This window comes from Kocuria nitroreducens (assembly GCF_042879195.1).
GTDB classification, from domain to species: domain Bacteria; phylum Actinomycetota; class Actinomycetes; order Actinomycetales; family Micrococcaceae; genus Kocuria; species Kocuria nitroreducens.
Map to the genome: position 1 here is coordinate 33,772 of NZ_JBHZTC010000019.1, position 13,130 is coordinate 46,901.

The 13,130-nt window shown below is 75.5% G+C and carries 12 protein-coding genes; 2 read left to right on the plus strand and 10 right to left on the minus strand.

The annotated features are described in order from the left end of the window. Nucleotides 1–39: 39 nt before the first annotated feature. From ACFYE1_RS13325 to ACFYE1_RS13335, 3 genes are all read right to left on the minus strand, one after another. Nucleotides 40–1,641: a DUF4389 domain-containing protein gene (locus tag ACFYE1_RS13325; RefSeq protein WP_387743606.1), complete on the minus strand. Its 1,602-nt coding sequence runs from the start codon at nt 1,639–1,641 to the stop codon at nt 40–42. 80 nt (nt 1,642–1,721) lie between these two features. Beyond that, nucleotides 1,722–2,720 carry a zinc-dependent alcohol dehydrogenase family protein gene (locus tag ACFYE1_RS13330; protein WP_387743609.1) on the minus strand — a complete coding sequence of 333 codons (999 nt, stop codon included), beginning with the start codon at nt 2,718–2,720 and terminating at the stop codon, nt 1,722–1,724. A 104-nt stretch (nt 2,721–2,824) separates the two neighbouring features. After that, nucleotides 2,825–3,715, minus strand: coding sequence for a hypothetical protein (locus tag ACFYE1_RS13335; protein WP_387743612.1), 891 nt, complete (start codon nt 3,713–3,715; stop codon nt 2,825–2,827). A 256-nt stretch (nt 3,716–3,971) separates the two neighbouring features. Here ACFYE1_RS13335 and ACFYE1_RS13340 point away from each other — a divergent pair, with 256 nt between their 5' ends. After that, the gene (locus ACFYE1_RS13340; protein WP_387743615.1) at nt 3,972–4,805 is read left to right on the plus strand and encodes a VOC family protein; all 834 of its coding nucleotides are present in this window, start codon (nt 3,972–3,974) and stop codon (nt 4,803–4,805) included. A 72-nt stretch (nt 4,806–4,877) separates the two neighbouring features. Here ACFYE1_RS13340 and ACFYE1_RS13345 read toward each other — a convergent pair whose 3' ends face one another. The 5 genes from ACFYE1_RS13345 to ACFYE1_RS13365 form a co-directional block, all read right to left on the minus strand. After that, nucleotides 4,878–5,135 carry a DUF6480 family protein gene (locus ACFYE1_RS13345; protein WP_387743618.1) on the minus strand — a complete coding sequence of 86 codons (258 nt, stop codon included), beginning with the start codon at nt 5,133–5,135 and terminating at the stop codon, nt 4,878–4,880. 173 nt (nt 5,136–5,308) lie between these two features. Then, nucleotides 5,309–5,950 carry a TetR/AcrR family transcriptional regulator gene (locus ACFYE1_RS13350; RefSeq protein ID WP_387743621.1) on the minus strand — a complete coding sequence of 214 codons (642 nt, stop codon included), beginning with the start codon at nt 5,948–5,950 and terminating at the stop codon, nt 5,309–5,311. Nucleotides 5,951–6,016: 66 nt separating this feature from the next. After that, on the minus strand, nt 6,017–8,542 hold the full coding sequence (locus ACFYE1_RS13355; protein WP_387743624.1) for a glycoside hydrolase family 3 protein: 2,526 nt from the start codon (nt 8,540–8,542) through the stop codon (nt 6,017–6,019). Between the two features lie 148 nt (nt 8,543–8,690). Beyond that, complete coding sequence (locus ACFYE1_RS13360) at nt 8,691–9,062, minus strand: fluoride efflux transporter FluC (protein ID WP_387743627.1); 372 nt, start codon at nt 9,060–9,062, stop codon at nt 8,691–8,693. Further along, nucleotides 9,059–9,469 (minus strand): fluoride efflux transporter FluC, encoded by a 411-nt coding sequence (locus tag ACFYE1_RS13365; RefSeq protein WP_387743630.1) that lies wholly within the window; start codon nt 9,467–9,469, stop codon nt 9,059–9,061. Before ACFYE1_RS13365 ends, ACFYE1_RS13360 begins: the two co-directional genes overlap by 4 nt. Nucleotides 9,470–9,545: 76 nt before the next feature. Between ACFYE1_RS13365 and ACFYE1_RS13370 the strand changes: the two genes are divergently transcribed. Further along, a complete protein-coding gene (locus ACFYE1_RS13370; protein WP_387743633.1) occupies nt 9,546–10,628 on the plus strand; it encodes an FUSC family protein in 1,083 nt (360 codons plus the stop codon). A 64-nt stretch (nt 10,629–10,692) separates the two neighbouring features. On the opposite strand, the gene ACFYE1_RS13375 is transcribed toward ACFYE1_RS13370, so the two are convergent. Then, nucleotides 10,693–11,556 carry a hypothetical protein gene (locus tag ACFYE1_RS13375; protein ID WP_387743636.1) on the minus strand — a complete coding sequence of 288 codons (864 nt, stop codon included), beginning with the start codon at nt 11,554–11,556 and terminating at the stop codon, nt 10,693–10,695. Nucleotides 11,557–11,974: 418 nt separating this feature from the next. Further along, the gene (locus ACFYE1_RS13380) at nt 11,975–13,126 is read right to left on the minus strand and encodes a glycosyltransferase family 4 protein (RefSeq protein ID WP_387743639.1); all 1,152 of its coding nucleotides are present in this window, start codon (nt 13,124–13,126) and stop codon (nt 11,975–11,977) included. Nucleotides 13,127–13,130: the final 4 nt, after the last annotated feature.

Consider the following 13,130-nt stretch of genomic DNA (forward strand, 5'->3'; position numbering starts at 1 on the left):
CCGGCCCTCCCGGGGCGGCCGACCGGGCAAGGCGTCCGCTCAGCGGGCCGGGTCATGGTGGCCCGGCCCGTCCCCGGGCCGTTCCTTCGGTCGCTCGTACGGCCGGTCCTGCGGCCGGTCCTGCGCCGGAGAGGACCAGGGGGCCGGCGCCGCCGCGCGGGGCGGGGGCTCCACGGGTCCCTGGTCGAGCCGGAACGGCGGGTACTCGTCCCGCATGAGCAGCACGTAGGCGAGGACGCGGTTGACCCAGCGGTTGATGCCCATGACCAGCGCGAACAGCTCGGGACGGTACCGGCCCGTGAAGAGCAGGATCACGGCGGCCACGAGCACGAGCAGCCCGAGCAGGGACGGTCCCCAGCTGGTGCTCGTCGTGCCGTCGTCGCCGCTGCGGGTGCTGATCCACGTGCCGCCGCCGCCGGTGAGCACCCCGAGGATCAGCAGGTGCGGGATCGCCAGGAGCCACCACTTCACGAGCACGAGACCCCGGGAGAGGCGCTCCGGATAGGCGACCTCCAGCTGCGCCGGATGGTCCGCGCGGGCCAGGGTGAAGGGCGGGTACCGGTCGGTGCCCAGGGCGGAGTACGAGTAGAACGCCACCCGCCAGCTCCACCGCAGGACTCCCTCGCAGAAGGAGAACCACGAGGGCGGGTACCGGCCCGTGAACAGGATGGCGAACCCGGCGGCGACCGTGGTGACCACGAGCGCGAACCACAGCACGGTCAGCACGATCAGGTGCGGGATCACCAGCAACCACTTGACCAGCCACAGCCACCGGGACAGCCCGGCGTCGAGGAAGCCGGCCAGGCGCACGGGGGACACCGGCGGCGGGGTCCCGTCCCGCCCCGGGGTCCCGGCGAGGGCCGCGCCCGGGCCCGTGCCGCGCGGCGGGGTGCGCGGGGCGATGTCCCGGCCCAGTCCGGCGGCGCCGAGCAGCAGCAGCGGGACGCCCACGACCAGGCCGGCCAGTCCGCCGACCAGCTGGCCGCCGGCCAGGGGGTCCAGGAGCTCGGAGCGCGCCCCGAGCTGCAGGTCCGCCCAGACCGGCCGGGTGGCGTCGGCGTTCATCACCACGAGCGTCCAGCTGCCCGAGCGCAGGTCCAGGGTCAGCTCCCGGGTGCCGGGGCCCTGGTCGGAGTCGGCCCAGAAGGTCTGGTTCCCGGGCCGGTCGGGCACCCGCTCGCCGGGCACCCGGGACCGGGCGTCGTCCCCGGACTCCGTGGCGCGGCCCAGCTCGGCGTGGGCGACGCCGTCGAGGTACCGGTCGACGTCGACGGTCTCGGCCACGCCCACGAAGATGTCCTGCTGCGGGTCCGCCGCCGCCACGCGCACCTGCACCTGGCCGAGCTGGTCGAGGAAGGGCACGGGGGAGAGCCGGGCGTCGCCGACGTCGAGCACGGCGGGCGGGCCGACCAGGGCGTAGGTGATGGTCTGGTGCCGGTCCGGGGACGCGGTGAGGAAGCGCCCGTCCTGCTGGGCCGCGGCGGCGCCGGCGAGGACGAGACCGCTGACGAGCGCCGCCAGGCCCAGGGCGGTCAGGAGGGCGCCCAGGACCAGCAGCACCCACTGCCCGGGTCTGGTGCGGCGGGGGGCGCCCTGCCGGCCGGACGGACGGGGCGGGTGGGAGACGGGGTGCTCGGTCATGGGAGCTCCTGAGGAGTCGGACGGTGGCCGGAGCCCGGTGCGGGCGTCCGGGGATCAGAGGCCGGCTGCGGGGCCGCGGCTCACACGCGCAAAACGGCGGCTCCCGTCACCCGGTCCGCGGCCAGGTCGGCGAGGGCACGGTCCGCCGCGCGCAGGGGGTAGGGGACGGTGGTGGGGCGCAGCCCCAGTCGGGCGGCCAGCCGCAGGAACTCCTCGCCGTCCTGCCTGGTGCTGGCGGTCACGCTGCGCAGCTGCCGCTCCTGGAAGAGCTCCGCGGCGTAGTCGAGGGCCGGGACGTCGCTGAGGTGGATCCCGGCGACGGCGAGGGTGCCGCCCCGGTCCAGGGCGCGCAGCGCCGGGGGGACGAGGGTGCCCACGGGGGCGAAGAGGATCGCCGCGTCCAGCGGCACCGGGGGAGGCTCGTCGGCCTCGCCCACGAAGACGGCGCCCAGGTCGCGGGCCAGCTCGCGTGCCGTCTCCGAGCGGGTCATGACGTGCACCTCCGCGCCCTGGTGCAGGGCCACCTGGGCGGCGAGGTGGGCGGACGCGCCGAAGCCGTAGATGCCCAGCCGGCCCCCGGGCGGCAGGTGCGCCCTGCGCAGCGCCCGGTAGCCGATGATCCCGGCGCACAGCAGCGGGGCCGCGTGCTCGTCGTCGAACTCCTCGGACAGGCGGTAGGCGAAGGCCTCGGGGACCAGGGTGAGCTCCGCGTAGCCGCCGTCCTCGTCCCACCCGGTGAAGCGCGGGGCCGTGCAGAGGTTCTGCCGGCCGCGGCGGCAGAACCGGCAGCGGCCGCAGGTGTGCCGCAGCCACGCGGCGCCCACGCGCTCGCCCTTCCGGAACCGGGCGCAGCCCGGGCCCCGGCGCACCACCTCGCCGACGACCTCGTGGCCCGGGATGGTCCCCGCCCGGTGCAGGGGGAGGTCGCCCTCCACGAGGTGCAGATCGGTCCGGCACACTCCGCAGGCCCGCACCCGGAGGAGCAGTTCCCCGTCCTCCGGCACGGGGTCGGGACACTCCCCGAACCGCATCGGCCCACCGGCGGCCGGACCGGGCTCTTCGATCCACCACGCACGCATGCTGTCCTCGTCGATCCCCCGGGAGGGCCCGGCCGCGGCCGGGACCCCTGTCCTGGCTCCGAGTCTAGGAACGGATCGCGGGCGCCGTCAGGAAACGAGGAATGTTAACCCTCCGTCCGAGGAAGGGGGTCCTCCTCCCCGACGCCGACGGCGCGGAGCACCGCCACCAGGACGACGGCGGACGCCCCTGCCAGCACCACGAAGCCGCCCATCGGGCCGATGATCTCGGGGATCGTGAAGCGCACCCCGGCCAGCAGCTGGGCGGCCGTCTGGGCGGCGATCAGGGGAGCCAGCAGGACCTCCAGCACCAGGAGGGACAGGGCGAGCAGGTAGCCGAACGGCCGCCGGCGCAGGATCAGCACCCCGGCCACGAAGGCGGCCGGGGCGACGACCGCCAGGTCCAGGACCATGGTGAACTCCGTGCTGTAGGGCCCCAGCCCGGGCGGCGCCGTGCCCGTCAGGGCGGCCGACAGCAGGGGGGTGCCCCACACGCCGAGCAGGACGGCGCCACTGGCGAGCATCAGGACCGCTGGGCCGAGGCGGGGCGTGCCCGCCGGGAAGAGCGCGCTGCGCTGCGTCTCTGGGAACGCGGCGAACATCAGCACCACCGCCCACAGCGCGGCGGAGAACACGACCGCGTGCAGCAGGGACAACCGGTTGTGGGCGACCGCGCCCAGCGCGTACCCGGCGTAGACGTAGAGGAAGAAGCCCAGCGTGCCCAGCAGGAGCAGCCCGGCCCGCCGGTTCCCGCGCCGGTACCGGGCGGCGGAGGCTCCCAGCAGGGGCAGGCCCAGGACCAGGGTGACGAGGTCGGTGGCGCGGCTGCCCGCGGCCGTGAAGACGGTGTCGTACCGGTACAGGCCCCGGCCCCAGATCTCGGCGCGCTCCCCGCGCAGGGTCTCGAACGCGTAGGGTCCGCTCCCGCCGGCGGCCAGCAGCCCTGTGGCGGCCGCGGCGGCGGCACCCGCCCCGACCACCGCGCACAGCACCAGCACCGCTCGGGAGATCCGCTTGCCGCTCCTCCTCGTCCCTCGTCCCGGCCATCGTCGCCTCGGCCGGGACGGCCCAGCGTAGGCCGGTCTGCCCCGCGGCGGAACGCCCCTGGCGGGGGCGGGGTGCAGATGTCGGCGGGAGGTGTTCCCAACCGGGACGCAGGGGGCGACCATGGGGGACGAAGGACCGCGCGGGTGCGGCCCGCGTCGCAGGCACCCGGGCGGAACCGGCTCCGGCGCGCGACGAGAGGACTCCGCCATGACCGAGCGCATCGACCGATGGCCCACGGGAGCCCCGTGCTGGGCGGACATCATGGTCTCGGACCTGGACCGTTCCATGGACTTCTACGCCACCGTGCTCGGGTGGCGGTTCACGCCCTCGGACCCGGCGTACGGCGGCTACTGCAACGCCCTGGTGGACGGCGAGCCGGTGGCGGGGATGTCACCGGCGCTGCCCGAGATGGAGGACGACCCGCACGCGTGGGCGGTGTACCTCGCGTCCGACGACATCGTGGCCACGGGCAGGGCCGCCGCGGCGGCCGGCGCCCGGCAGCTGTTCGAGCCGATGGCCGTGGGCAGCTTCGGCACCATGGGCGTGTGGATCGACCCCACGGGCGCGGCCTTCGGGGTGTGGCAGCCGCAGGAGCACACCGGGTTCAGCATCGTCGGCAAGCACGGGACCGTGGCCTGGTGCGACCTCCTGACCACGGACCAGGCGTCCGCCGAACGGTTCTACGCGGAGGTCTTCGGCTACACGTACCAGGACATCGGGACGCGGCACGAGGCGTACGCCGTGTTCACGGTCCCGGGCATGGATCGTTCGGCCGGCGGCATCGGCGTGCCCGCCGAGGACGTCGACCACCTGCAGGAGGCGCCGCCGCTGTGGTGGGTCTGCTTCGAGGTCGACGACGCCGACACCGCCGCGGAGCGGGTCGTCGCCGCAGGCGGCGCGCTGATCCAGGAGCCGGAGGAGTTCGGCTACGGGGAACTGGTCTTCGCCGCCGGCCCGGACGGCGAGCGATTCGCCATGATGGGCCCGTCCTCGGAGGACTGGACCCTGGAGGACACCGACGTGGACGACGCTCAGCGGTGAGCGCGGCGCCCGCCCACCCGGGCCGGCGGCCCGGGGTGTCAGCCTGCGGCCCGGTCCCTCAGGACAGCTGCGTCAGAACATGCCCACGACGGCGCCGATGAACCACAGCACCACGAACAGCGCCACGAGGCCGATGATGACGGCCAGCGCGATCTTCCCCTTCGAGGAGTCGCCGGGCCGGTCGACGTCGAGCTCGTGGTTGGTGGGCCCCACGCCCGAACCGGCGTCGGGCGGCGTGTCTCCCTCGATGCTCAGGCCGGACTCCTCGTTCAAGGCGTCACCGGCCTTCTGGGGGTCGTTGCGCGCGTGCTCGGGATTGATCTCGGCCACGGGGTCCTGCTTTCTCCGGTGGGACGTGCTGGGACGGGTGCTTCCAGCAGAATAGCAAGCTTGCTGGCGAAACGGGCGGGGTCGCCGGATCCCCCGGGTGCGCGCGAGCGGAAGCCTGCGCGCCACGCGGCCGTGGGAGGACCCGGGGCCGGGCGCGCGGCCGGCACGGCGGCTCAGCGGCCCCAGCGGTGACGAAGAGCGGCGACCAGCGCCGCGAAGTCCTCGGCCATGTCCGGATAGCCGGGATCGGAGAGCCACTGGATCTGCAGGCCGTCCATCGCGGCGATGACGCAGCGCACGATCGACTGGACCGGTGCGTCGCCGGCCAGCCGGCCGTCGTCGGCGGCCTCGGACAGCGCCTCGCGGAGCTGCTCCGCGGTGGTGCGGTGGTGGTGGCGCAACCAGGGGTTGGCGGGATGCCCGGGATCCACGGCCTCGGCGGCCACGGTGGTGAACAGACGCACGATGCCGGGCTGGCCCTGGTTGTGCCGGACGAGCTCCACGAGGCTGTCGAGGAACGCCCAGCCGCGCGGGCGCCCGGCCCCCGGGAGCTGGACCTGGGCGATGTCGATCTCGTCGCGCCGTTCCAGCACGGCCTGCAGCAGGACGTCCTTGGTGGGGAAGTAGTGGGTGAGCCCCGTCTGGCTCATCCCGCAGGCCCGGGCCACCTCGCTCATCGAGGTGGCCCGGTACCCCTCCGCCGAGAAGACCTCCGCGGCCGTGGCCAGGATGTCCTCCCGCCGCGCGGTGCTGTCGGCGCCCCGGGGGCGTCCCGGTCCGCGGCGCGGCCACGGGGACGTGGTCTCGGGGGCCATGGGGATCTCCTGACGGACGGGGGAGGGCGGCCGGCCCGACGGGGCCGGCCGCCCCCGTGCCGGTGCTCAGGCCAACGATACCCGCGCCCGGACGTCGCCCAGCCCGCGGGCGACCACGAACTCCCCGTCCCCGGTCAGCGGCGTCCAGGTGCCGGTGGTCTCGTCCCAGCGGCGGAGCAGCCGGTCGTCGCAGGTCACCGTGACGACGGTCGTGGCCCCGGCGGGGACGTCCGCGCCCCGGTAGCCGACCAGGCGGATCGGCTGGTCGTCCTCGGCGGGATCCAGGTACACCTGCACGGTCTCCCGCGAGTCCCGGGCGGACGTGTTGGTGACCTCGACGGCGACCACCGGCCCGCAGTGGCCCTCGTGGGCCTGCACGGCCCCGTACTCCCAGGCGCCGTAGCCCAGTCCGTGCCCGAACCAGAACAGCGGGGCGGGGGCGTGCCCGGCGTGGTAGCCGCGGTGGCCGATGAACGTGCCGTCGTCGTAGGACAGGACCAGGTCCTCGTCCGGGACCACGTCCCAGGCCGGGGCGGCCCCGTCCGCGGCGGGCCAGCTCGTGACCAGGCGCCCGGTGGGCTCCAGCGCACCGGTCAGGGCGGCGGCCACGGCGTGCCCGCCCTCCTGGCCCGGCAGCCCGGCGACCAGCACCGCGTCCACCTCGGCCAGCCACGGCATGAGCACGGGGGTGGCCGCGTTGACGACCACGACGGTCCGCCTCGCGGCGGCCGCGACCCGGTGGACGAGCTCGTCCTGGCGCCCGGGCAGGGCCAGGGTCGTCTTGTCCGCGGCCTCGGTCTCGTGCTCCTCCGTGAGCCCGACGACGACCACGGCCGTGCCGGCCCCGGCCGCCGCGGCCTTGGCTGCGGCGATCAGCTCGTCGTCGGGGCGCGGGGCCGGGGCGGCCACCAGGGCCGTGATGCCCAGGGCGGTCATGTCCAGCAGGTGGCTCTCCTCGGCCAGGCCGAGGGCGGGTTCGTCCAGGAGCAGCTCCCGCCAGTCGACCGGGTGGAGGGCCACGGTGGCCGTGACGGTCGCCGCGGCGGGCAGCTCCACGGTCTCGGCGAAGGCCGGGGGGCGCAGCATGGCCTCGCCCGGGTCCTTGCCGGCGAAGCGCAGCCGCGCCGAGATCTCCCCGTCACCGCCGGCCACGGTCCAGTCGCCGGCGCCGATGGCGCCCAGCAGCACCGACCCGGCGTCGTTGGCCAGGGTCGTGGTGAGCACCGCGGTGGCCGGGTCCTGGTCGAGGCCGTCGTCCCAGCCGATCGAGATCGCGGAGGAGTCCGAGTGGCACCGGGAGAGCTCGGTGCCGTCGGCGCCGAGCAGCACCACCTGCATCCCGGGGGTGCCGGTGGCCGGATCCGTGAGGAAGGCCCGATCCGCGGCGACGGGCCGGCTCCGCACGGCCACGCCGTCGGTCACGCTCACACGGCCCCCGAGCAGCGCGCCCAGCCCGTCGGCCACGGTGGACTGGTACGGCGGGCTGACCGTCGCCGAGCCCCCGCCCATGTCCACGGTGTCGACCGCGTGCCGGCCGATCAGCGCCACGGCGTCCTCGGCCCGCCCGTCCACGGCCAGGGGCAGGACGCCGCTGTTCGTGACGACCGTCATGCCGCGGGCTGCGATCCGGCGCAGCTGCTCCCGGCGGACCGGCGAGTCCACCGCGGGCAGGTCCTGCGCCCACCGCCGGGGCTCCTGCCCCTCGACAGTGAGCCCGCCGACCCGGTCGGCCAGGCGCAGCAGCCGCAGGACGTGGTCGTCCACGGCCTCCTCGGCGACCTCGCCGGCGCGCACGGCGGCCACGAGGCGTGCGCCCCAGGGGCCGTCGGGACCGGGCATGACGAGGTCCAGGCCGCCGTTGGCCGACTCCACGGTGCGCTTGGTGGCGAACCAGTCGCTCATGACCAGTCCGTCCCAGCCCCACTCGCCCTTGACGATCCCGTTCTGCACGTGGTCCTGCTCCGTGGCGGGCACCCCGTTGACGTCGTTGTAGGCGGCCATCATCGACCAGGCGCCCGCGTCCTCCACGGCCATCTCGAACGGCAGGAGGTACAGCTCGCGCAGCGCCGTCTCGGAGACGCGGGAGTCCATGAAGTTGCGCAGCGTCTCGGACTCGTTGGCCACCAGGTGCTTCAGGGACGCGGCGGTCCCGTGCTCCTGCATGCCGCGCACGTAGGCGGCGGCGGTGCGCCCGGTGAGGTACGGGTCCTCGGAGTAGGCCTCGAACAGCCGCCCGCCCAGCGGGCTGCGGTGCAGGTTGACGGTGGGGCCGAGGACCACGTGGATGTGCTGGCGCTGGGCCTCCTCGGCCAGCATCCGCCCCACCTCCTCGGCGATCCCGTCGTCCCAGGAGCCGGCGATCAGCGTGGCGCTGGGGAACAGGGCCACGGCGTCCCCACCGACGAACTTCAGTCCGCGCACGCCGGTGGGCCCGTCCGAGAAGGCCAGGGGCGCCAGCCCGATCCGGTCCTCGCCGGAAAGGGTGAACGCGGTCCCACCGGTGAGCAGGCGGACCTTCTCCTCCAGGGAGAGGCAGCCGACAAGCTCGGCGAGGCGGGCGGCGCGGTCGAGGGCCATGGGCGTGTCGGTCATGATCGACTCTCATTCCTGGTGGGTGGTCGACGAGGACCGCGGCCCGGGGGTCGCGAGCTGCCGGCAGAACCATGAATAGTGAATGCTCACTAATTTAACATGTGACGTGGCGCACCCGGGGTCCCCGCGGATGCCGGGAAGGGGCCGCTCAGAACAGCGGTGCGGCCGTGGCCAGCCCGGCGAGCACCGCGAGCACGGTCAGCGCGCCGGTGCCCGCGGCGTTGAGCACCGCCCGGAGCGGCGATCCGTCCCGGGCCAGCCGCACGGTGTCGGCCATCGCGGTGGAGAAGGTGGTGTATCCGCCGCAGAAGCCGATCACGGCGGCCGCCTCCGCGGGCCCGCCCAGCGTCCCGGTCAGCGCGGCGCCGGACAGGATCCCGGCCAGGAAGGAGCCGCTCACGTTGACGACCACGGTGCCGGCGGGAAAAGTCGTGCCCCACCGCTGCCGCACGGTCCCGTCCACCGTGAACCGGGCCATGGCCCCCAGCCCGCCGAGGAGGCAGATCAGCACGGCGGTCACGCGCGCCGCCCCCGGGCCGCGAGGACGGAGCCGGCGAGGCAGGCCAGGACCCCGCAGCCCAGCGAGATCCCCACGTAGGCCAGCGCCTGTGCTGCGGTCCCGCCGGCCAGCATCCGCTCCGTCTCGAGGGCGAGCGACGAGAACGTCGTGAACCCGCCCAGGGCCCCGGTGCCCGCGCCGAGGCGCAGCAGCATCCCGCGAGGGGTCTCCTCGCCGCGCCGCAGGAGGGACTCCAGGAGCATCCCCAGCAGGAACGCCCCGAGCAGGTTCGCCGTCAGGGTGGCCAGGGGCCAGCCGGCCACCGTCGGCACCAGCAGGGCGAGGCCGTGGCGGGCCCCGGTGCCCAGCGCCCCGCCCGCCCCCACGGCGAGGACCAGCAGCAGACGCCGGTGCGGCGGTCGGCTCATGGGGTGCTCCTCGGGGCGGGCTCTCGAAGGAGCGGTCGGCGGCTCGATCCTACCGGCCGGTCCGTAGGATGTCCGCGTGCAGACGATACGCGGCGCCCGGATCCTCCTGGCCCTCAAGACCTCGCTCGCCGTGGCCCTGTCCTGGGCGGTGGCCCAGCGGATGCCCGGGGTGCTCGACGAGTATCCCTACTACGCACCACTGGGCGCCATCTCCGCGATGTACCCGACCGTGCTGGGCTCGGTGCGCGCGGGACTCCAGACGGTGGCCGGCATCGCCCTGGGCATCCTCCTGGCGGGCGGGGTCCTGCTGGTGGGCGAGCCCAACCTGGTGACGGTCGCCGTGGCGGTCGGCCTGGGCGTCCTCCTAGCGGGCATCCGCAGGCTCGGGGCCGGGGCGGAGTACGTCCCGGTCGGCGCCCTGTTCGTCCTCATCGTCGGGGGCCAGGACGCCGAGGGCTTCTCGGCGGGCTTCCTCGTGCAGATGTCGGTGGGCGTGGCGATCGGCCTGATCGTCAACGTGACGGTGTTCCCACCGCTGGACTTCCGCACCGCCCGCCTGCAGCTCGACCGACTGCAGCGCGTCGTCGTCGACTACCTGGAGGACGTCGCCGGGGAGTTCGCGGAACCCGGGACCACCGGGGGGCGGGACTGGCGCCGGCGCAACCACGCCCTGGTGCGGATCACGAGCGAGGTGCGCGAGGCGGTCGACGAGTCGGCGCGCAGCGCCCGCGGCAACCCCCGGATGGTGCTCCGGCGGCGGCGGCGACGCACCGCGGACCCGGAGGACCCCGGCTACGACTCCCTGCTGAAGCTCGAGAACGTGATCTTCCACCTCCGCGGCTTCACGGACGCGGTGCGCGAGCTCTACGACCACGAGCAGCACGACTGGCTGGTGCCCGCAGCCCTGAGCGACCGGCTCGCCGAGGCGGCGCAGTCCGCCGCCGACGCGGTGCGTGCGTGGGCCGCCGGCGAGGATCCGGAGGAGGCGGCGGAGCGGGTCCGTTCCCTCGTGGGACGGCTCCACTCCGATCTCCCCGACCCCTCCCGGGCGGAGGGCCGGCTCGTCCTGGCCGCGGCTCAGGACCTGGCCCGGTTGGTGGCGGTCCTCGACCCCCCGACCGCACCGACGGCCGGCAGCAGCGCCGTGACCCGGGGCTGAGGCCGTCGCCCGGCCGGAGACAGCGCCGTCCCGCGGCCCGTGGGGCCGCGGGACGGCGGACGGCTCAGGACCGGCTGCGCCGCCGCAGGCGCAGCGCGCCCGCCGCGCTCGCGGCGATCCCCGCGGCGAGCAGCCCGGCCAGCAGGCCACCACCGGGGTGCTGCTCGTGCTCCGCGGCGGCCGTCTGCATGTTGAGTCCCGGGTTGACCGCCGCGGGCGCGGTCTCGACGGGTGCCACCACGACGGGCGCCGGGGCAGCCTCGACCGGGGCTGCTTGGACCGGGGCGGCCTCGACCGGGGAGGCCTCGACCGGGGAGGCCTCGACCGGGGAGGCCTCGACCGGTGCCGGGAGCACCGGCGCCGGGACCTCCGGGACCACCACGGGGACCGGGGCGGCGGGTCCCTCGCAGGCCACCACGGCCTGGTCCAGGAGCACGAGGAGCTGGTTGACCGTGGCCTCGTCGAGGGCCAAGTCGGCCAGGAGCGCCTCGAACGTCACGGCGGCGTCGGCGAGGGCCTGCTCGGCGACCGCGGGGTCGAGCGTGCCGAGCGCGGCGGCGAGCTGCTGGTCGAGCTCGACGAGGCGGGCCTCGGCCTGGGCGACGGCTTCCGGGTCGCCGGACTCCTGGGCCGCCATCAGCGCGGCCGCGGCGGCCTCCAGCTCCTGCATGGCCGGCCCGCCGGCGCCCTCGACGAGCGCGGCGTACTGGGCCTCGGCGGCGGCCACGGCCTCGGCCGACAGGTCGAGCGCCCCGAGCGATTCGGGCGTGAGACCGGCCCCGGCCAGCGCCGCGTCCAGCTGCGCCGTGGCCTGCAGGCAGGCGGGGTCCCCGGGGGCCGCGACGGCCGCCGGGGCGCCGACGAAGAGGCTCCCGGCCAGCATCGCGGCCGTGGCGCCCGTGGCCGCCCATGTCTTTCCAGCAGTCATGTCCTGTGTCTCCTGTGCTCGGTCGTCGCCCCGGGCTCACCCCGCGGCCGGCAGCGCGCGGCATGACCTCCCCCCGCGTCGCCGATCCGCGCGGTGGCGGAGGCGACAGGAAATGTCGTGCGGCTGGTCGTGCGGCGTGCACCGGGGATCTCGCGGAGCTCCGGGGCGCGTCCGACGGACTGCTGTGCCGTCAAAATACTTGCCGGTAGGCTGCATTGGCAATAGTGAACAGATGAGTCGGCCGGGAACGGGCCGGATCTCCGCCATCGGTGCGTCCGGGGGCGGCAGGGTGCCCCGGTCCCGTCCTGCGCGCGCCGGACAGCCCCCGGACCCCGGGCCCCGGCCCCCGGACCCCGGGCCGTCCTGAGCACCACTGGAAACACCTCCAGGGGTGGAGTCGAGAGCACCACCGGGGTGCTCAGCCGGCGGGACGCCGGGGCCGCCGCCGGCGGCTCCGGTGCCGCTCGACCGCCTCGTGGTAGGAGGCCGCGAGAAACTCGGTCGCCGCCCGCCAGCCGAGCCCCTCCGCCTCGGCCCGGCCGGCCGCGCCCATCCGCCCGCGCAGGGCCGCGTCGTCCAGCAGCCGGGCCAGGCCCTCGGTGAGCGCGTCCGTGTCGCCGGGGGGCACGAGCAGCCCGGTCCGCCCGTCGTCCACCGCGAACGGGATGCCTCCGGCCCGGGCACCGACCACCGGCACCCCGCTCGCCAGGGACTCCAGGGCCACGAGCCCCAGGGTCTCGGTGGTGGACGGGAACGCGAGCACGTCCGCCGAGGCGTACGCGGCGGCCAGCTCCTCCCCGGCGAGCCGGCCCGGGAAGACCGTGGGGGTGCCGGCGAAGCACCGTTCGAGCTCCGGCCGGTGCGGACCGTCGCCCACCACGGCGAGCCGGGTGCCGGGCAGCCGCCGGATCGGCTCGAGCAGCGCCGCCACGTCCTTCTCCCGCGACAGCCGGCCCACGGAGAGCACCAGCTTCTCCTCGGAGTGACCGTCGGTGAGCCGGGACCGCATCCCGGCGGAGACCTTGGCGGGGTGGAACAGGTCGGTGTCCACGCCCTTGGGCCACAGCGCCACGTGGCGCACCCCCAGGGCCTCGGCCCGTTCCACCATGGGGCCGGACGTGCACAGGTTGACCTCGGCGAGGTTGTGCGTCCTGCGGATCCACCCCTGCACGGGCCGGCGCAGGGGGCCGAGCCCGAGCGCGCTCATGTACTGCGGCACGTCGGTGTGGAAGGACGCCAGCAGCGGGAGGTCCCGCACCCTCGCGGAGAGCGCGCCCCACGCCCCGAGCCACACCGGGTTCACGGCGTGCACCACGTCGGGGCGGAACGCCGACACGGCGCGCTCGACGCGCGGGGACGGCAGGCCTCCCCGGATGTCCGGGTACCAGGGGAACGCCACGGACGGGGCCCGGACCACCTGGTGCGGACCCCAGCGCGCGGGCGGATCCCCCGGCGTGAGCACGAGCACCTCGTGGCCGAGATCGCCGAGCTCGTCGAGGGTTCGGGTCAGGCGGGTCACCACGCCGTCGACGTTCGGGACGAAGACGTCCGTCCAGAGCGCGATCCGCATCCGC